The 17121-nt window shown below is 66.9% G+C and carries 24 protein-coding genes; 15 read left to right on the top strand and 9 right to left on the bottom strand.

The genetic code is table 11. The features are described from left to right. The first annotated feature begins 34 nt into the window (after positions 1-34). The 3 genes from RMCN_RS17255 to RMCN_RS17245 are packed head-to-tail and all read left to right on the top strand — an operon-like array spanning position 35 to position 1044. A complete protein-coding gene (locus RMCN_RS17255; protein WP_067391589.1) occupies positions 35-283 on the top strand; it encodes a type II toxin-antitoxin system Phd/YefM family antitoxin in 249 nt (82 codons plus the stop codon). Continuing rightward, on the top strand, positions 280-660 hold the full coding sequence (locus RMCN_RS17250) for a type II toxin-antitoxin system VapC family toxin (RefSeq protein ID WP_067391586.1): 381 nt from the start codon (positions 280-282) through the stop codon (positions 658-660). The genes RMCN_RS17255 and RMCN_RS17250 overlap by 4 nt, the downstream gene beginning before the upstream one ends. A 15-nt stretch (positions 661-675) precedes the next feature. Next, positions 676-1044: a hypothetical protein gene (locus RMCN_RS17245; protein ID WP_067391584.1), complete on the top strand. Its 369-nt coding sequence runs from the start codon at positions 676-678 to the stop codon at positions 1042-1044. A 46-nt stretch (positions 1045-1090) separates the two neighbouring features. Here the strand turns inward: RMCN_RS17245 and RMCN_RS17240 are convergent, their stop codons facing one another. Beyond that, complete coding sequence (locus tag RMCN_RS17240; RefSeq protein ID WP_067391580.1) at positions 1091-1471, bottom strand: hypothetical protein; 381 nt, start codon at positions 1469-1471, stop codon at positions 1091-1093. 119 nt (positions 1472-1590) lie between these two features. On the opposite strand from RMCN_RS17240, the gene RMCN_RS30840 reads away from it, so the two are divergent. From RMCN_RS30840 to RMCN_RS17220, 6 genes are all read left to right on the top strand, one after another. Then, the gene (locus tag RMCN_RS30840; protein WP_067391577.1) at positions 1591-1860 is read left to right on the top strand and encodes a hypothetical protein; all 270 of its coding nucleotides are present in this window, start codon (positions 1591-1593) and stop codon (positions 1858-1860) included. A gap of 11 nt (positions 1861-1871) precedes the next feature. Continuing rightward, positions 1872-2093, top strand: coding sequence for a helix-turn-helix domain-containing protein (locus tag RMCN_RS31545; RefSeq protein WP_234787694.1), 222 nt, complete (start codon positions 1872-1874; stop codon positions 2091-2093). Next, positions 2086-3405 carry an RNA-guided endonuclease InsQ/TnpB family protein gene (locus RMCN_RS17235; RefSeq protein WP_234787693.1) on the top strand — a complete coding sequence of 440 codons (1320 nt, stop codon included), beginning with the start codon at positions 2086-2088 and terminating at the stop codon, positions 3403-3405. The genes RMCN_RS31545 and RMCN_RS17235 overlap by 8 nt, the downstream gene beginning before the upstream one ends. Before the next feature lie 210 nt (positions 3406-3615). After that, positions 3616-4635: a hypothetical protein gene (locus RMCN_RS17230; protein WP_131808572.1), complete on the top strand. Its 1020-nt coding sequence runs from the start codon at positions 3616-3618 to the stop codon at positions 4633-4635. A 156-nt stretch (positions 4636-4791) separates the two neighbouring features. Then, complete coding sequence (locus tag RMCN_RS17225; protein ID WP_067391568.1) at positions 4792-5655, top strand: DUF2637 domain-containing protein; 864 nt, start codon at positions 4792-4794, stop codon at positions 5653-5655. 234 nt (positions 5656-5889) lie between these two features. Continuing rightward, positions 5890-6561, top strand: a complete 672-nt coding sequence (locus RMCN_RS17220; RefSeq protein WP_234787692.1) for an HNH endonuclease family protein — start codon at positions 5890-5892, stop codon at positions 6559-6561. A 13-nt stretch (positions 6562-6574) separates the two neighbouring features. On the opposite strand, the gene RMCN_RS17215 is transcribed toward RMCN_RS17220, so the two are convergent. Continuing rightward, the gene (locus RMCN_RS17215; protein ID WP_131808571.1) at positions 6575-6904 is read right to left on the bottom strand and encodes a hypothetical protein; all 330 of its coding nucleotides are present in this window, start codon (positions 6902-6904) and stop codon (positions 6575-6577) included. Positions 6905-7006: 102 nt separating this feature from the next. Then, on the bottom strand, positions 7007-7840 hold the full coding sequence (locus tag RMCN_RS17210) for an EspK C-terminal domain-containing protein (protein WP_131808570.1): 834 nt from the start codon (positions 7838-7840) through the stop codon (positions 7007-7009). Between the two features lie 179 nt (positions 7841-8019). Between RMCN_RS17210 and RMCN_RS17205 the strand changes: the two genes are divergently transcribed. Then, a complete protein-coding gene (locus tag RMCN_RS17205) occupies positions 8020-8442 on the top strand; it encodes a hypothetical protein (protein WP_067391559.1) in 423 nt (140 codons plus the stop codon). Positions 8443-9596: 1154 nt separating this feature from the next. Here the strand turns inward: RMCN_RS17205 and RMCN_RS17200 are convergent. After that, complete coding sequence (locus tag RMCN_RS17200; RefSeq protein ID WP_067391556.1) at positions 9597-10229, bottom strand: hypothetical protein; 633 nt, start codon at positions 10227-10229, stop codon at positions 9597-9599. Between the two features lie 359 nt (positions 10230-10588). Here RMCN_RS17200 and RMCN_RS17195 point away from each other — a divergent pair, with 359 nt between their 5' ends. Genes RMCN_RS17195 through RMCN_RS17175 form a run of 5 tightly spaced genes read left to right on the top strand, consistent with a single transcriptional unit; the run spans position 10589 to position 12848 of the window. Further along, positions 10589-11482 (top strand): MPT63 family protein, encoded by an 894-nt coding sequence (locus RMCN_RS17195; protein WP_308206345.1) that lies wholly within the window; start codon positions 10589-10591, stop codon positions 11480-11482. Positions 11483-11515: 33 nt separating this feature from the next. Continuing rightward, positions 11516-11737, top strand: a complete 222-nt coding sequence (locus tag RMCN_RS17190) for an antitoxin (RefSeq protein WP_067391550.1) — start codon at positions 11516-11518, stop codon at positions 11735-11737. Positions 11738-11742: 5 nt separating this feature from the next. Next, complete coding sequence (locus RMCN_RS17185) at positions 11743-12117, top strand: type II toxin-antitoxin system VapC family toxin (protein ID WP_234787691.1); 375 nt, start codon at positions 11743-11745, stop codon at positions 12115-12117. A gap of 15 nt (positions 12118-12132) precedes the next feature. Next, positions 12133-12357 carry a hypothetical protein gene (locus tag RMCN_RS17180; protein WP_067391544.1) on the top strand — a complete coding sequence of 75 codons (225 nt, stop codon included), beginning with the start codon at positions 12133-12135 and terminating at the stop codon, positions 12355-12357. Positions 12358-12362: 5 nt separating this feature from the next. Beyond that, on the top strand, positions 12363-12848 hold the full coding sequence (locus tag RMCN_RS17175; protein ID WP_067391541.1) for an NUDIX hydrolase: 486 nt from the start codon (positions 12363-12365) through the stop codon (positions 12846-12848). 42 nt (positions 12849-12890) lie between these two features. Here the strand turns inward: RMCN_RS17175 and RMCN_RS17170 are convergent, their stop codons facing one another. The 5 genes from RMCN_RS17170 to RMCN_RS17150 are packed head-to-tail and all read right to left on the bottom strand — an operon-like array spanning position 12891 to position 17118. Next, positions 12891-13574, bottom strand: coding sequence for a Crp/Fnr family transcriptional regulator (locus tag RMCN_RS17170; protein ID WP_067391538.1), 684 nt, complete (start codon positions 13572-13574; stop codon positions 12891-12893). A gap of 4 nt (positions 13575-13578) precedes the next feature. Next, the gene (locus RMCN_RS17165; RefSeq protein WP_084377494.1) at positions 13579-14979 is read right to left on the bottom strand and encodes a cytochrome P450; all 1401 of its coding nucleotides are present in this window, start codon (positions 14977-14979) and stop codon (positions 13579-13581) included. Beyond that, a complete protein-coding gene (locus RMCN_RS17160; protein WP_067391535.1) occupies positions 14976-16166 on the bottom strand; it encodes an MAB_1171c family putative transporter in 1191 nt (396 codons plus the stop codon). Before RMCN_RS17160 ends, RMCN_RS17165 begins: the two co-directional genes overlap by 4 nt. Then, positions 16163-16663, bottom strand: a complete 501-nt coding sequence (locus tag RMCN_RS17155; RefSeq protein WP_067391532.1) for a hypothetical protein — start codon at positions 16661-16663, stop codon at positions 16163-16165. The genes RMCN_RS17160 and RMCN_RS17155 overlap by 4 nt, the downstream gene beginning before the upstream one ends. A gap of 5 nt (positions 16664-16668) precedes the next feature. Continuing rightward, complete coding sequence (locus tag RMCN_RS17150) at positions 16669-17118, bottom strand: helix-turn-helix transcriptional regulator (RefSeq protein ID WP_046361155.1); 450 nt, start codon at positions 17116-17118, stop codon at positions 16669-16671. Positions 17119-17121 lie beyond the last annotated feature (3 nt).

Raw genomic sequence — 17121 nt, 5'->3', positions numbered from 1 at the left:
CTCCGAATGTAGCACATGTGCTACCGTGGTGGGTATGGAAACCGTAGGAGTCCGCGAACTGCGCCAAAACGCCTCCGACCTCGTGCGCCGCGTCCAAGACGGCGAGGAAATCACCATCACCGTCTCCGGCCGCCCCGGCGCCCGCCTCGTCCCCGCCAACCCCAACACCTGGCGCCAATGGACCGACATCGCCGACCTCTTCAACGGACCCGCAGACACCGACTGGGACACCGACCGCGACCTCATCGACCAACAGATCACCGACCCCTGGACACCACGATGAAAGCCATCCTCGACACCAGCGTCGTCATCGCCACCGACCTCCAACCCCTCGCAGGCGACCTCGCCGTCAGCGCAATCACCATGGCAGAGCTGCACTTCGGCGTCCTCGTCGCCAAGACACAACCAATCCGCGCCGAACGCCTCCGCCGCCTCCTCAAACTGCAGCAGGACTTCGACCCCATCCCCATCGACCAGGCCGTCGCCGCCAGCTACGGCCAGCTCGCCGCGGCCGTCGTCGACGCCGGCCGCCAACCCCGCGCCCGCGCCATGGACCTCCTCATCGCCGCCACCGCACACGCCCACTCCGCCCGCCTCTACACCCGCAACGCCGCCGACCTCCAAGGCCTCGAAAACCTCATCGACATCACCCCCGTCTAACCCCGCAAGGAACCCATGAAAACCGCCAAACTAACTGTGCGACAGCAAGAAGCGCTCGAACTCGTCGAACAAGGCCGCGTGCAATACGGCCACGAATTCCCCAACATGGCACGCCGCGGCCACGCCACCTACCCGGTCTTCCTCATCGACGGCCACGCCGCCTACAACCAGCAGGGCCACACCTTCGCCTCACTCGAAGAGCGCGGTCTCCTCGTCATCCGTCACGACCTCGTGCCGCGTGAACCCAAGCCGGCGACGACCAGGACATCACGCACACTCACCGGCGAAAGCACGATCACCATCCCCGCCCACGATGCCCCAGTCGACCCTGGCTGGCGCACCGCCGTCGAACTCGCAACGCCGGCCGACAGTGCCCAAGGGTGAGCGGAACCGGCGGCCGCAGCGGAAAGTGAAACTACGAAACGCTGTTTCAGCGACGGCGGACGATCTCGGCGTACCGCGAGTAGATCGCTTGATGCGAAACGCCAAGCGTCTTGGCGATAGCCGGGACGGTGACGCCGCGGCGGCGGGCATCCGCAATCGCGGGCGCGGGATCGCACACCGGAGCGAGGATCCGCACCACTAGCAGTGACCACGGCTTCTCGAACGCGTGCAGCAATTCGAAGCGCGGGTCCGTGTGGTCTGCAGCCAAGAGAACAGCCAGAGCATCCTCGGCGTTGGTACCTGCACCGGAGCCTGGGCCAGCCAGCAATCGCTCGGTGGCTTCCAGCCTGGCGGCGTTCAGGGCGGCCTGCGCAACAGCGTTCGATGCTGCGGCCAGCGCATCATCGGACAGGTCGTCGAACGCCACGCAATGACAGTATCCCCTTGGTGGCAACCATCAATGCAGCCACACCCGTAATGCAAGGATGACATGATGTACGCTGCAAGCACAGATTGCACTACGCGATGTCCCCGAGGGAGCGGTCCATGTCCGACCCACACACCACACAGATCAAAGTGGCCTGCGACGACCTGTACTGCTCACCCCTGGACCCCGTGGCCCAAGCCAACGCTCGCGATCTTCTCCGACAATCCACACCCGCCCTGGATGAGCGGAACCTCGCCCGCCGGATCCGGATCGCCTGCGACGAGCTGCACGACGACCCCAACGATCTCGATGCCCGCCACGCCCTCCTGGCCCTGATCGACCCGACATCCCCAGCGGCGAACCGCCCCGGTGTCACAGCCCGGACTTAGCATCACGAGCGATGGCTGATCAGTTGCGCGCGTACCGGTTCGCGCTGGACCTCACCGAGGTCCAGGCGTCTGCCGTCGCGCAAAACGCCGGCGCCGCACGGTGGGCCTACAATCACGCCCTGGCGGCCGGCCAAATTCGTCGCACTCGACGAGCGCCACACGGCCATCACACTGGCGGTGAACGCCGGTGCGGATCAAGCGGACGCAGCCAGGCGAGCGCCGAAAGTGCCTAACAAGCCTGACATTCAGAAGGCGCTCAACACGGCTAAGGGCGACGACCGACGCGGCGAGGACGGACTCTGCCCGTGGTGGCACACCGTCAGCACCTACACCTTCCAATCCGCCTTCGCCGACGCCGACCGCGCCTGGAAGAACTGGCTCGACTCGCGCACCGGAAGACGGAAAGGCCGCCGGGTCGGTCGCCCGCGGTTTAAGACCAAACACCGCAGCCGCGACAGCTTCCGCATCCACCACAACGTCAAGAACCCCAGCATCCGACCAGACGCCGGCTACCGCCGAATCATCCTGCCCCGCCTCGGCTCCCTGCGCGTGCACTCATCGACCAAACCGCTTTGCCGCGCCCTCGGCCGAGGGGCCGTCATCCAATCCGTGACGATCTCCCGCGGCGGCCACCGCTGGTACGCCAGCATCCTTACCAAGCAACCCCACACCGAGGCCACCTCCACGCACCGTCAACGCCAAGCCGGCATCGTCGGCGTCGACCTCGGCGTCCACACCCTCGCAGCGCTGTCTACTGGCGAGACGATCGACAACCCACGGCACCTGAACGCCGCACGAACCCGTCTCACAAAGGCGCAGCGAGCGCTCTCACGCACCCAAAAAGGCTCGAAACGCCGTCGCCGCGCAGCTCGACTCGTCGGCCGCCGGCACCACGAAGTCGCCGAACGCCGCGCAACGACGCTGCACACCCTCACCAAGACGCTGGCCACACAGTGGTCGATCATCGCGATCGAGGACCTCAACGTCGCTGGCATGACCCGATCCGCCCGCGGCACACTAGACCAACCCGGCCGAAACGTCCGAGCGAAATCAGGACTCAACCGCGCCATCCTCGACGCCGCCCCCGGACAGCTGCGCCGCCAACTCGAGTACAAGACCAACTGGTACGGCAGCAGCCTCAAGGTCATCGACCGGTTCTTTCCGTCCAGTCGAACGTGTTCAGCGTGCGGAGCGAAAGCCAAGCTCACCCTCGCTGATCGCGTATACCGATGCGCTGCATGCGGATTCACCGCAGACAGAGATGTCAACGCAGCCATCAACATCGCCGCCCAGGCGGCCGTCGCCCCCGGCATGGAGGAGACGTCAAACGCCCGCCGAGCCGACGACCACCCGCAACCCGCGGGGTCGAGGCCGTCGTCAGCAATGAAGCGGGAAGGCCGCCACACCATGGTGGTCACTCCAGCCCGGCAACAGGCTGGTCACCAATCCGAAGCGGAAACTGACCCGACCGGCGCGCCTTCGTGCTGGTCACCTTGGGTCGGTTCCACGCGCGGACGGGTGAGCCCAGATACTCATCAAGGTTGAGTGAGTGGACCAGCTAAGTCGGTTTCACGCGCAGACGGGTGAGCCCCAACTACTCCGCACGCGTCGTCCGAGATCCTTCAGGTCGGTTCCACGCGCAGACGGGTACGCCCACGTCGCAGCAGCAGAATCTGTTGCCTGAAAGAGTTCCAAGGCGAAGTCGTCGTCAATCGGCGCCCAATCGGGATCATTTCTGCAGCTAAAATGGCCGGCATGAGCCAGCCGATGGGATTTGAGGTTCCGGCCTTTCGGGGTGGGTCCGATTCGATGGGCCAGCAGGGCCAGCAGGCGGCGTCCGACCTGTCCAGCGGCGTGTCCTCGGCGCTGTCTCCACCTGGTGCGTCGAGCCCTGTCGGCAACCAGATCTCCATGCTCACCGGCAGCCTGCAAACCGGCCTCTCGCCTGCCGGACCTGCCCTGTCCAGCGGTGCTCAGGACCTCAATCAGACGACGCAGGGTGCCATGACGGGCATCCAGAATCAGGACGCGAAGAACGCGGCCGGGTTCGAACACACCGGCACCCCTGGCCAGGGGTTGGCCGGCTCGGATGTCCCCGGTCAGCTCGATCCGGAGTCCATCGATCAGGAAGCCAAGGCTAAGGCCGAGGAGATGCTCGGCGGCGATCAATCGCAGCAGATGATGCAGCAGATGATGCAGATGGGCATGCAGGCCGGCATGCAGATCCCGCAGCAGATCATGCAACAGCTGCAGCAGATCACCAGCAAAGTGGGCGAGGCGGTCGGCAAGGCCGGCGAGCAGGTGGGCCAGCTCGTCGGCAAGGTCGCCGAGCAGGCCACAAAGGCCGCGACCGAAACTCCGGACCTTGGCCTCGACGGACTCGGTGGCGCCGGCGGCGGATTCGGCGGCGGTGGCGGCGGCGGCGGAGGTATGGACCCCGGCACCACGATCCCGGCCGGCCTGGAGACACCGGTGACCCCCATGAACACCTCCAGCGCGCTACAAGGCAGTGCGCTGCAGGCACCTGGCGGTGGATCGTCGGCAGGTGCCGCGGGCAGCCGGATGCCGATGATGCCGATGATGCCGATGCACGGCATGCACGGCGGCGGTAAGGGTAGCGGCGAAGGTACAAAGCGGGATCCCGCAATTTTCCCCGAGGACAAGATCTACGACGCCCCGGGCGGCGTCGAGCAGACCTTCGGCGCGATCCCCGAGATCGAATCCGAAGAGCCGCCGTTCGGCAATGCCGGCGGCTCACACTCCTCCGGTCACTAACCCCCGGGGCCCTGCCATTTCCAGTGGTCGCCGCACCCAAGATCAGGGTCGAGGCGGTGTTAGCCTTCCAGTGTGATGAGCGCTGGCATTGTGCGCCAGCACTATTCGGCTCATCGACGCGCATAAACACACCATCTCGCCGAGCCTGAGGACGCCATGACTGTCGTCGACGACGCCCCCCTGGACACCCACCCCACCCGCAACGGCACCGCGTTCTCCACGGGCTCGATCGCGACGCTGACCGCCCAGCAGCCGGTGCTGTCGCCCGGAGACGACGATCTGGTCCTGGCCGACGGCGAAGAGGTCCTGGCGGCACCCGGTTCAGCGAAGATGCTGCGCGTCACCCGCTTCGCCGCGGTGTCCATCACCGCTGTCATCGGCATCGCCTCGTTCATCCTCAGCTTCGCGTCGCTCACCGACCTCGCAATCCGAGCCGGATACCCCCGCAACCTGGCACCGCTCTGGCCGATCATCGTCGACGGGACGATCCTGGCGTCCACCATGGCAGTCCTCGCCCTGGGCGCGTACGGGGCGCAGCAGCGAGCAAATCGCCGATTCTTCTGGTGGGTCCTTGCCTTATCGGCGATGGTCAGCGTCGGCGCCAACGCGCTACACGCGACCATCGAGCCCGGTATCGAACTCGCGCCGTGGCTGAAAGCGGCGATCGGGGTGGTCCCACCAGTCAGTCTCTTGGCCACAGCCCACGGCGCAGCCATTCTCTCAAGGGTCCGCCCCATGACCGTGAAAGCCGTTCGCCTGCAACAAGAAGTGCAGCAAGTTCAGCAGGAGCAGGATCGTCGCCGCTACTGGCTTGAGGCTGCGCGCACAGTCCAGCAACAGAACCCGTCCGTGAAAGCCATCGCAGATCGGCCGGTCGAGCAGATCGCCGAAGTGCTGGAAGCTACACACAACGGCGTTTCTCAGCGCGGCCTGAGCACGGCGACGGGTTTGCATCACGAGACGATCCGGAAGATCCAGCAAGCCGCCGCGGCGGCGGCTGCTGAAGGCGCATCGAGCTAAGGCGCAATTAGCTGGACGGTCCGGGCGCGGCCGGCCCTGGACCCGTGAGGCGGGCGGGGGCGTCAGTCAGGGACGTGTCGTCAGGCCAGGTCAGGCCCGCTGTGGGGGTATAACGCTATGCGACAGTGCAATTCGATCATCGGCGCAGCCGGATCTGTCGGAATCCGCCGATAGTCTGAACAGGCAATACACAACCGGGGGAGGTACGGCATGCGGATTCGACGAAGCGGTGCAGTGGCAGTTGTCGGTGCGGCGATCGCGATCGCTGCCTGGCTGAACCCGAGCTTCGATCTCGGCTACCGCGGGGACACCGTGGCGATCGCCGCCCCAGAAGCGGCCGGCAACTTGGCAACACTGCTGGACCAGGTGAAGGTGGTCGACCGCATCAACGACGTCCCCGGTTACGAGCGCAGCTGCAAGCGCGGCGACGCGTGCTCGTTTGGGCCTGCATGGAACGACCCCACGGATACCACAGGGTGCGACACGCGAAATCGTATGCTGGCCAGGGATTTACGAGACGTCGTGTTTAAGGACGGCACGCGCAACTGCAAGGTGATCGCGGGGTGGCTTCAGGACCCCTATAGCGGCGAGCGAGTCGACCGGATGGACGTCGAACTCGATCACACAGTGGCCCTCCACCGTGCGTGGAATGCTGGTGCGTGGCAATGGGATTCGCGTAAGCGGCAGATCTTCGCCAACGATCCGATGGAGCTACGCGCGCTGTCGGCGAGCGTGAATCAGGCCAAATCTGATGCTGCGCTGGACGAATGGATGCCACCCCTTCCGGAAAGCCGTTGCCCGTTCGTCATCGACTACCTGTCCGTCATGGCGAAGTACGAGCTGCCCATCACGGTCAGCGAGCGAGACGCGGCTGCGGCGGCCTGCACGACTGCGCCGCTCAGCTGAACGCCATTCAGGACTATACGGCGGCGCGCATACCCTGCACGCGCACGGCATCCCGAACGGCGCTCATGAGCCCGTCAGCAGTGTGCTCGCTGCAGGCCGTGGTGTGGGCCAGGCCGGATACGTAATCGTCACGGTGTGACCAGATCTCGACAAGCCAGTCGTCTGGTGCCGCAGCTGGCCGAGCCAGCTTCCGCAGCCCGAAGCCGCGGTGGTCGGACACGTGCAGCAGGTGGCCGTCGCTCAGTCGGCATTCGATGGCATACCGCGCCGGCGGCGGGCCAGGCAGCTCGTCCGGGCCCAGCACATGCGGGGGATAGGGCTCGTCCGCGTCCGCCGGCCCCACACGCACCACCTCAGCATCGCCAATCTCCTGGCGGAGCAGGCTGAGAAGCGCGGAGTACTTCGACGACAGAAGAGCGCAAGTCAGCGTGGCGCTGGCCACCGCTCAGCGCCCGACGAACTGCGGCGGCGCCGACGTCGGCTCAGGAGACTGCACATCGAGCAGCATGCTCCACGAGTAGGTAGCGTCAGCAAGCGCACGTAAGGCCACCGGGTTCCGCATCGCCAGCGCCGCCTCGGTGGCGTACGCCTGCGCCAGCAGCGGCCGGCACGCGCCACCCTCGGTGTCCAACTGCCCGACGGGGACGTCGCGGACGTCGACGCGGGCCGCGCGCTCCTGGACGCACAGCTCGTGGTGCTCCTCTTCCAGCTGCTCCCACGGCAAGGACGCCACCCAACGAGGCTGGTCGATCCGTCCTAGGTTCGAGCGGCACATCGACAACAGTTTGTGCCGGGTGGCGGACGAGCCAGCCTTCTCGTCGGCGCTAAACGCCAGCCACAGCACCTGCTCTCGCTGCTTGACTGGATCGACGATGTGTTTGACCGCGCGCCGGCGAGTGTCGGACACCTGCAGCTCGAATCGCGTCACCACAGGGCCGCTGAGCAGCTCCGGATGGGCGCGATCGGTCCCGTCCACGTATGCCCACGGCAGGCCGGCGGTGACCGCTGGGGCGCTCGACATGGTGGAGGCAAGAGCTGTCAGCTGCCCGCCGGCCGCGGCGGCGTACTCGACGATGACGCGAGCGGGGTCGAGGGCCCCTTCCCAGCAGGCGGAGTCTTCGTGCGACCACGGCATCACCACATCTGCGGGGAGGAATGCCTCGGCGGGGACCCAGCCGCGGCCGCGGTCGGACGTCACGACAACCTGCCGGCGGCCACTCGTCACGATCATCCCCGCCGCCCAATGAACCGCGGAGGCGCCGCCGGCTGCTTCCACCACCGATCGCACGGTTGCCAGATCCTGATCATCCGATGCCTCAAGCGGATTTAGCGGAGGGGTGAAGATTGCCGGGGCAATGATCGGGTCAGATGCGCTGAGTGGGGCAATGATCGGGCCACCGACCCCACCGCCGACTGGCCCGCCCGAGGGCGGCACTGACGGATCCGGATTCTGCTGCTGTGACGAGTTTGACACCGGCGTCGACGACGGCGGCGCAGCGTGCGCACCAGGTGCAGGGCCCGGCGGAGGTCCATGGCCCGGAGCAGGCGCAGGGGCAGGGGAAGGAGCTGGCGCGGGCCCCGGCGTTGCAGTCGCAGGCACACCGGCAGCGGGTGGGGGCGCGGCCATCGCCGGGGGAGGCGGGGGAACCGCCCCGCCGGGCGCTGCCGGCGCCAGTGGGGCTACAGGAGGTGGCGGCGGTGCGGGCGGTGGTGCAGGGACCGCGCCTGCGGCCGCCGAAGCCAACGGGGCGGCTGCGGATAGAGGAGCCGCGGACATCGGAGCCGCAGCAGCAGGAGCAGCTGCCGCGGGCGCCGCCGCCGACATCGGACCTGCCACGGCCGACCCAGCCGCTGGTGCCGCCTCAGTCGCCGAAGAAGTAGCAGCCGACTGCACTGCCGGCGCAGCTGAAGCGGCCGGTGACGCTTCACCTGCCGTCGGGGCCGAGGACTGCGAGATAGGTTGCGCGCCAGCAGGAGACGTCGTGCCGGAGCCTGCTCCGGAAGAGGCACCTTCTGCTCCAGAAATGCCCGTCGTGGAAGTGTTTCCGGTTGGCGACGGAGTGCTGGTGCCGGCGCCAGAAGGTGTCGCGGAGCCTCCCGTGGAGGCCGCGGGGGAGGTCGCTGGAGTTCCGGCGGATCCGGGAACCGAACTACTCGGCGAACCACCAGAGGGCATTCCAGGTCCTGACGTGGACGCACCACCACCGCCGGCTGTCTGGTTAAAGCCCGCGGGCGTAATTGCGGCCTGTCCCGGGCCAGTCGTCACGCCAGCGGGATCGGATACGCCGGAGCCCCCGCCTTCACCGACCTGACCGGGCCCTGAAGTGACCCCGGATGGATTGCCCAAAGCCTGGGTGCCCGAACTGCTCTGACCTGGGCCGTTGGTCACCTCGGATGGGGGCGCGCCGCCGGTACCAGTGAGGGACGCAGGTGCCTGGCCAGGGCCTGCCGTCACCTCTGAGCCTGTGCCAGGCATTCCGCCCGGCATGGGCATCGCGGTGGGGACCTGGCCCGCCCATGACGGGACAGCCGCGAGGGCGCCCTGGGCGGCACCTGAAATATCGGAGATCAACTGCTTGCCTTGGCGCTTAACCTCTTCGATCGCGTCGTCGATCTCTTGCTCCTTGCCCGCCAGTATCGCTGCGGGGCGAGCGGCCTCGAGTGTGCTGATGGCGGACTCCACCCAGCCAACTACTCCGGCCATTTGGGCAAGCATTGCGCCGAGAGTGGTGGCCCAGGCCTCCAGGCACGCAGCTGCCTGGGCCACCTGAGCCCCGACCTTCCCGACGTTGATGAAGTATTGGCTCCAGCTGCTGGAGATGACTTCTGCGAGGGTGCCTTGGCCGTGATTAAGCAGTCGGCCGGCGGCGACTTGCCCGTCCTGCGAGGTAGCAATGAGTTGGGTAGACAGCTTCGTCATCTCGACCGAGCGCCGCATCAAATCCGCAGGCTGAAGGCTGTCCTCCCAGTAATTTTGAAGGATCTCGGACGCGTGCGGCGTTGTCGGCTTCGGAGTCACTGATCCGGCTGACCGCTTAGCTCACACCACACAGCTGATCGAGCCGTGCGGACGCGGCCGTCGCGGCCACACCATCGGCCTGCGTATAAGTGCGATTGCGCAGCAACTCGATTTCGCTACGCCGCTCCGCGACATACTGGCGCGCGACTGATGCAGTACTGGCTGGCTCGGCGGAAATCTGCGGCTCAAACAGGTCAAGGGCCTTGGCGATCGCAGCGGTCCGATTCCCGATGTAGGTATCGATATTCGGCGTCGACCAATCCCAGCCCGGAGGTAGCTGAGGGATAGCCGTCAGCGCGGCCTTAGTGGAGGGCCATGCCTCGCAGGTGGAGCTGCTCTCTGCGACGCTGCCCTGTGCCGGCACATTCTGGGCAGCCGTTGGAGCCGGGCCAGCGGGTGCTGCGGTATCGGGGCCGCGGCTCAGCAGGACAGCTGCGATTACCGCGGTGGCGATGATGATGGCCGCGACGATGATGGCGACGGGAAGCCACCGCCGTGCCGGCTTGGCAGGCGGGTAGTACGGCGGCCACTGGGGCGGAGGCCCGGGCGGCGCGCTGATGGGGCGGTTTCCCTCCATAGGGGAATCGTAGCGCCCTGGGATCGCTCCGTCACTGGTGATCGGGGCGTCAAGCTGCGCATTTCGTGCCATGGCGAGCCCCCTTCCTGGCTATTTGCCCGGTCAATAGCTGGCCGGACTCCTGTCGTATCAGTGTGATAGCCCCATGCTAGCACATTGCAACAGTGGTGGTTCTTGGGTTATTTCGCCAGGGAACCGGCCGATGGCTGTCGTTGGTTCGAGCCTATGAGGACGAGGTGTGGTCACTGGGCTGCGCGGTGGGACGTGCTATCGGTGCAGGTGAGCAGCTTCGTTGACGTGATGGCCGCTTGCCAGCTGCGCTGGAAATTAGATGATCCGCGGCAACCGATTTGGGGCTTGGTCGCTGTTAGCTTGCTTGGTATAGCCGTTCTAGTCAGGGGAGTTGAATGCGCGTGAGGAATCGGAATCTGGTGGCCGCCACAGCTGCTGTGGTGTGCCTGGGCCTTGTCGGGGCGCCGGTCGCGGTGGCGGACGATGCAGCGGTGCACACCCTGGGTCAGTCCGCTGAGCTGGTCAACGGCGATGTCGTGCAGGCCTGGACGATCAAGGACCTCAAGCCCAGCTCCGACGTCATCCCCTACCGGGCGGCGGGGACGTTGTGGGAGGCCACGGCGACCGATTCGGCGGTCCGCGGGACTGTGCAGCCGATCGTGTCGAACCTGAACGCCCGGGCGCGCAGTGGTCAGACCTACCGGGTGCTGTTCGGGGTGGCGACGCCGCAGGGTGTGAATCCGGCTGCGCTCGCTCAGGGGCAGCAGACCACGGGCAAGGTGTACTTCGACGTCACCGGTGATGTGCCGGACAGTGTGGTCTACAACGCGGGTGGTTCGGATCTCGCGGTGTGGGTGCAGCCGCCGCCGGCTCCGCCGCGGCCTGTTTCGTCAGGGTCGGGTTCGTCGTCGTCGGGTTCGTCGAGCGCGGGGTCTGAGGCGACGGCGGCGCCGGCCGAGGAGGGTGCTCCGGCGCCGGCTGATGTGCCGGGCGTTGCGCCGGCCGTGGCAGGCCCCGAAGAGGTTCCGGGCAGTGTGGGGACCCCGGTCGCTCCTGGTGGTGTCGGTACCCCGGTGGAGTCGGGGAGCGCGGGTACGCCGCTGCCGTCGGGTAGTGCTGGGACGCCGATCCCGCCGACTGCGGGTGCTGCGACCCCAGGTGGGGTGGCTGCTCCGAGTCCTGCGGCTGCGGCTCCTGCGGCGGCGCCGGCTGAGGTGCCGTCGGCGCCTGCGGGTAGCTCGGGTACTCCGGTGCCGCATGGTCAGGGCGGTCAGGCTGTGGTGCCGACGACGCCGGTGGTTCCCCCCGCTTAGCAGGATTGTTGCACTCTGCTAGCATTGTGCAACATGGCGACTGTTTACCTGCGCGATGTCCCCCAAGAAGTCGCAGACCGGCTCGCGCTGCTCGCGGCCCGAGAGCGCATCTCGGTGAACGCCTACGCCGCGCGGGAGCTGGCCGAATCGTCCCGACGGGCCGACAACGCCGACCTGCTCGCTGCACTCCCGGACCTCGGTGTCGCCACGGAGGAGATCGTCGCGGCGGTCGACGAAGGCCGCGCGGAAAGGTGATCGTCATGGATGCCTCGGCGGCCGTGGCCGCGCTGCTCAACGACGGCCAGGCACGCGAGCGCCTGGCCGGCGAGCGCGTCTGGGTGCCGGAAGTGATTGACGTCGAGGTGGTCAACGGCTTGCGCAGCTGCCTGGCTCGTGGCCGGATCGACGAGGCCGCGGCGCAGGCGGCGTTCACGGCGTGGCAGGGCCTGGGGATCCGGCGGGTCAGCGGCCGCGGGCTACTGCTGCGGGTGTGGGAGCTGCGCGAGGTCCTCGACACCGCCGGCGCGTCGTATGTGGCGCTGGCCGAAGCGCTCGACTGCGCGGTGGTGACCGCTGATGCGAAGCTCAGCGCGATCACCGCGGCGCGGTGCCCGGTACTACGTGTAGCGAACTGATGAGGAGGTGGAGAAGTGTTGAACATACTGCAGCGCAACGTGATCCGCGGCTTCCTGGATGAGGGCATGGACCCGGACGGGATCGCCGACTATCTGGGCCGACTGAATGACCTGGATCCGCTGGAGGTCGTGACCATCCGGTCGGCCGCCTACGACATGCTCAACGAGCAGCCAGCTGACGCGCCGGACGTCGCCGGCGGCCGGCCAGTGCTGACGCTCATCGCCGGCGGCGCCGCGTAACAAGCATGACCGGCGGTGTGGACAGCCGACAGCGCGTCGCGGCCTACGTGATTCGCCGTCTGGGGCGTCGCAGTGAGCTGCTCGTTTTTGATCAAGTGGGCATTCCGGAGGCTGGCATCCAAGTCCCTGCCGGCGGAATCCGGCCGGGTGAGTCGGCCGAGGGTGCGGTCGTGCGTGAGGTCACCGAGGAGACAGGTCTGGCCGGGGCTGCGATCCGCGCTCGACTGCACACCGAAGACAAGCCGCACCCCGTCACAGGGCAGCCGCGCACCACGCAGTTCTTTGTTCTTGATGCGCCCGCGCATTGTCCAGATGCGTGGTCGCACCGAGTATTTGGGAAGGACTGCGATGCTGGGTTGACCTTCGATTGTAGGTTCGCGGCTTTGCCGCTGCAGGTGCCGCTTGCTGACGAACAGGATGCCTGGCTTGGGTTGGTAGATCCGACGTTCGCCACCGTCCGGCCGCACACCTGTCGCCAAGGACGAGCGTGAGCAGGCTCTCGGCTATGACCCGATCTCCGGGGTCTGAGAGGGCTATTGCTGGGCGCGGCGGGCTAACTGCGCTGGTTCGACGATCAGGATGGTCTTGCCGGTGACGCGGATCCAGCCGCGGTCGGCGAACGTCGATAAGGCTTTGTTGACGGTTTCGCGGGAGGAGCCGACGAGCTGGGCGATCTCGGATTGGGTGAGGTCGTGGTCGATGCGTAGTGCGTCGCCGGCGCGGATTCCGAACCTTTGGGCCAGGTGCAGGAGTTGGCCGGCTACGCGGCCGGGGACGTCGGTGAAGATGATGTCGCACAGGACGTCGTTGGTGCGGCGTAGACGGCGGGCGAGCACCCGCAGGAGTTGCTCGCCGATCTCGGGGTGGGTGCGGATCCAGTGGGCGAGGGCGGCACGGTCGACGGTGACGGCTTCGACGTGGGTCAGGGTGGTCACGGTGGAGGTGCGTGGGCCGGGGTCGAAGAGGGCCAGCTCGCCGAACATGTCGGCGGGTCCCATGATGGCGATGAGGCTTTCGCGGCCGTCGGCGGTGCAGCGTCCGATCTTCACCTTGCCGTCGATGATGATGTAGAGCCGGTCGCCGGGATCGCCTTCGGCGAAAATGGTGTGACCGTCCGGGATTTGGATCGATTCGAGTTGGTTGGTGAGGGTGGCCACGGTGTCGTGGGCGAGGCCTTGGAATATGCCGGCTCGGGCCAGGACCTCGATGCCGTGCATGGTTCTACCTCCGGTGTAGGCGCAGTCGTAGCGCGTCCGGCTTGAGGGTAAGGGTCTCGGAGACTTTGAGCTGGTAGCCGCGCTCGGGTTCGAGGGTGAACTGGTGCAGGACGGCGGCCAGGGTCAGCATGATCTCGTGGAGGGCGAACTGGCGGCCGATGCAGGCGCGGGCCCCGGTGCCGAAGGGCTTGTAGATGTGCGGGGGCAGGGCGCGGATGTTGTCGGGCAGGAAGCGGTCGGGGCGGAACTGGTCGGCGTCGTCGCCCCAGGTGGCGGTGTCGCGGTGCGCGGCCAGTAGCAGGACGAAAACCCAGTCGCCCTTGTCGAATTGGTACTTGCCTTCGCCGATCGCGGTGTCGGTTTTGGCTTGCCGGAAGTAACCGGGCGCGACAGGCCACAGGCGCAGCGTTTCGTCGACGATGCGGCGCAGGTAGCGCAGACGGGCTACGTCGTCGAAGGCGATGTCGGGGAAGGACCGCTCGGGCCAGCGCTGGTCGATCTCGGCCTGGGCTTCGGCGGCGATGTCGGGATGGTTGGCCAGGTAGTGCAGGGCGAAGCCGATGGCGTTGGCGGAGGTTTCGCTGCCGGCGACGAGCAACGTCAGGATCTGGTTGGTGATGTTGGCGTCGTCGAGGGTCGCACCGGTGGCGGGGTCGGCGGTGTTGAGCATGTAGTCGAGCATGTCGGCTGGGCCGGTGTGGGGGCCGGCGTTGCGGCGGTCGTTGATGATGGTGGCGATCTGTTCGCGCAGCCACTTCTTGTCCCGCTGATGCTGTTGGCGTTGGCCTTTGCCGAAGAGCTTCTCGTAGAACGGGATGGCGTCGGTGCGGCGGTTGGCGTACTTGAGCTCGCGCAGCACGGTAGTGATGAAGGGGTCGTCGCTGGTGTCGTCGAGCTTGTTGAAGGAGTGGCCGATGCCGGCGCGGGCGACGATTTCGGTGGTGAGCCTGTTGGATTCGGCGGGGACGTCGATCCAGGCGTCGGTGTCGGCGCGGCTGCTCCAGGCGTCGACCAGTTCGGCGACGGTGGCGGTCATGGTGGGGTGGTAGGACTCCATGGCGGCTTTGGTGAATGCCGGCATGAGGATGGCGTGTGCTGTGGCCCAGTTGGGTTCGTGGTTGTAGGCGGTGAAGAGGCCGTCGCCGGCGACGGGGCGCAGCTTGCGCAGCGAGTGCCCGACGTGCTTCTCCCAGCGGGTTTCGTCGTTGACGTCGTTGATGAGTCCGTTGTCGGACAGGACGATGACGGGGAAGTCGAAGATGCGTTGTTCGACGATGCCGTTGTGGGCGGTGATGTCGCGGGCCAGGCCTTGGCTGGGTTTGGCGAGATCGATGGTGAGCAGGTCGCCGAGGATCGGCAGGCGCCATCGGGGATGTGGCAGCGGTGTGGTCGCCGTGGGGGTCATGGGTGTTCGCTCATCTCTGGCTGTCGGGTGGCGGCGGCTTCGGCGTGTGGCCACCATCGGGCAAGGCGGAGCAGCTCGGCGGTCTCTTCGTCGAGGTTGGTGGAGCGGGAGTTGAGGACGACGCTGGCGTCGATGGGTGCGGGTGTCGCGCCGGCGGCTTTGGCCTGCACGGCGCGGGCGAGTTGCAGGGCGTCGATGGCGCCCTGGCGGTGCCGGGCCGGGACGTGGGTGGTGAAGTTCTCGGCTTCGGCCGGGGGCACGTCGCGGAAGTAGGGGCGCAGTTGCAGGATGGCGTCGCGGATTTGGACGGTCGTCTGGTGCAGATCCAGGGACGTCTTGCGGCGTGAGGGGTTGGGGGCGCGCAGCTCGAATGCGGCTTCGGGTACGGCGGTGATCATGGTGTCGCGCAGCGGTTGGAGTCGGCGCCAGTGGCGGCTGGTGACGTCGTAGCCGGCGCGGGCGAATGCGGCCAGCAGGAAGGGCATGGCGGCGAGGAAGTTCGCGCCGACGGATTCGGAGAAGAAGATGAAGCCGTGCAGGGTGATTCGGTAGTCGCGGCTGTAGAGCCAGCCCAGTTCTTCGAGCGCGGCGAGGATGGGTGCTTCGATGCTGGTGATGCCGATGGACAGGCCGATCATCAGGCCGCTGGCGGCGACGAGGCGTTCCTGTCGGCGAGCGGTGGGGCGTCGCAGCTCCCGGACGCACATGGTTGTCAGCTGGACGGCGAGCACGCACAGCAGCAGTACGTAGATGGCCCAGGCCAGCACGCTGGACCAGCCGCCGTAGACCTCTAGGGTTTGGCCGGCGTTGCGGGCGGGTGTGGCAGCGACGAAGAATCCGGCGGCCAGGACGACGGCGGCGAGGCGGTGGTAGCGCTGCCGGCGGCGTGCCTCTGCGTCGGAGAGTTGGGTCCACATGGTGATGAAGCCCATGAACTCGGCGGCGGTGAAGATCATCAGTGCAAGCGAGATCTGTTGTGCCGTCGTGACGGTCATGATTCCGGCGGACGCGAGGGTGTCTTGGACGGCCTGTTCGCGAATGAGGTTGGAGGCGAGCATGAACGCCAGGGTGTGGTTGAGGTAGCGCTCCCACTGGCTGTGGTTGAAGAAGACGTAGCGCAGGCCGACGACAGCGGCCATGAACGCCAGCAGCGGCCAGGCAAGGATGGCCGGGACGGTGGCGGTCATCGTCTCCGGAGAAACACGCCGCGCATCACCGACTGCTGGTCGGATACTTCGGCGGCCGCGATCATCAGGATGTTGGCGAACATTTCGGCGTCGCGTTCCTGGTCGGAGGCGTAATCGGTGCGGCCCAGAACGGCCTGCACAGTTTCGGGGTCGATGGCGGGAAGTACCTTGCGGCACAGGTCTTGTTCGCGGTCCCGGTCGGGTCCGAATGCGCGGTTGCGGCCGTGGCCCAGCATCATGTGGCCGATTTCGTGGCAGACGATCTGGTCGATGTGGTACTCCGACGTGCCGATCTCATGCAGGATCAGGTCGTCGTGTTCGCGGGTGAGCCACAGCCCGCAGGGGCTGCCGGCGAGCGCCGCGGTGTCGGTGGGGATCAGGTGGATTGGGCGGCCACGCTGGGCGGCGATGTTGGCGATGAAAACATCGCGGTCCCAGGGGACAGGGATGGGTAGCTCGCGTGCCATCGCGAGCATGTCCTCATTCGAGACCGCCATAGCTTCTATTCCCCGGTTGCTTGCACGGGCGGCAGCTGCTCCAGCTGCCGCGCATGGTCGACCATAGCCCGCAGGCTGTTGAGGGCCTGTGGGGTGAGTCCGGAGGCGCGCATGGCCAGGTCGCGGACGCCGGCGTCGCGCATGGCCTGGAGGAGGTTGAGCTGGGCGTCGATGTCGGGGTCGATGCCCGGGTCGACGAGGTAGGAGGGGGCGACGCCGAAGAACTGGGCGATCGCGCGCAGGTGTGTGACTGTGGGGTTGGTCTTGACGCCGGTGCGGAGCTGCCAGAGGTAGGCGGAGCTGATGGAGACGCCGGTCTTGCGGGTGATGGCCTCGGCAGCCGCGGCGTTGGACAGCGGCGGGTCGGACGGCTTGCGCATGGTGTCGAAGAGCTTGTTGAGCTTGATCGACAGCTCGGACAGCTCAGCGCTCTCGGACGCTGCTGCTTCAGCCAATGT

It is taken from the genome of Mycolicibacterium novocastrense, assembly GCF_001570485.1.
Classification (GTDB): Bacteria; Actinomycetota; Actinomycetes; order Mycobacteriales; family Mycobacteriaceae; genus Mycobacterium; species Mycobacterium novocastrense.
This window is presented reverse-complemented; position numbering and strand designations above follow the sequence as displayed.

Coding starts and splice junctions, on each gene's coding strand:
- RMCN_RS17200 (WP_067391556.1), bottom strand. CDS start 10,229: ATGGCACGAAATGCGCAGCTTGACGCCCCGATCACCAGTGACGGAGCG.
- RMCN_RS17245 (WP_067391584.1), top strand. CDS start 676: ATGAAAACCGCCAAACTAACTGTGCGACAGCAAGAAGCGCTCGAACTC.
- RMCN_RS17155 (WP_067391532.1), bottom strand. CDS start 16,663: ATGGCGGTCTCGAATGAGGACATGCTCGCGATGGCACGCGAGCTACCC.
- RMCN_RS17170 (WP_067391538.1), bottom strand. CDS start 13,574: ATGCACGGCATCGAGGTCCTGGCCCGAGCCGGCATATTCCAAGGCCTC.
- RMCN_RS31545 (WP_234787694.1), top strand. CDS start 1,872: ATGGCTGATCAGTTGCGCGCGTACCGGTTCGCGCTGGACCTCACCGAG.
- RMCN_RS17165 (WP_084377494.1), bottom strand. CDS start 14,979: ATGACCCCCACGGCGACCACACCGCTGCCACATCCCCGATGGCGCCTG.
- RMCN_RS17190 (WP_067391550.1), top strand. CDS start 11,516: ATGGCGACTGTTTACCTGCGCGATGTCCCCCAAGAAGTCGCAGACCGG.
- RMCN_RS17185 (WP_234787691.1), top strand. CDS start 11,743: ATGGATGCCTCGGCGGCCGTGGCCGCGCTGCTCAACGACGGCCAGGCA.
- RMCN_RS17250 (WP_067391586.1), top strand. CDS start 280: ATGAAAGCCATCCTCGACACCAGCGTCGTCATCGCCACCGACCTCCAA.
- RMCN_RS17175 (WP_067391541.1), top strand. CDS start 12,363: ATGACCGGCGGTGTGGACAGCCGACAGCGCGTCGCGGCCTACGTGATT.
- RMCN_RS17255 (WP_067391589.1), top strand. CDS start 35: ATGGAAACCGTAGGAGTCCGCGAACTGCGCCAAAACGCCTCCGACCTC.
- RMCN_RS17225 (WP_067391568.1), top strand. CDS start 4,792: ATGACTGTCGTCGACGACGCCCCCCTGGACACCCACCCCACCCGCAAC.
- RMCN_RS17230 (WP_131808572.1), top strand. CDS start 3,616: ATGAGCCAGCCGATGGGATTTGAGGTTCCGGCCTTTCGGGGTGGGTCC.
- RMCN_RS17160 (WP_067391535.1), bottom strand. CDS start 16,166: ATGACCGCCACCGTCCCGGCCATCCTTGCCTGGCCGCTGCTGGCGTTC.
- RMCN_RS30840 (WP_067391577.1), top strand. CDS start 1,591: ATGTCCGACCCACACACCACACAGATCAAAGTGGCCTGCGACGACCTG.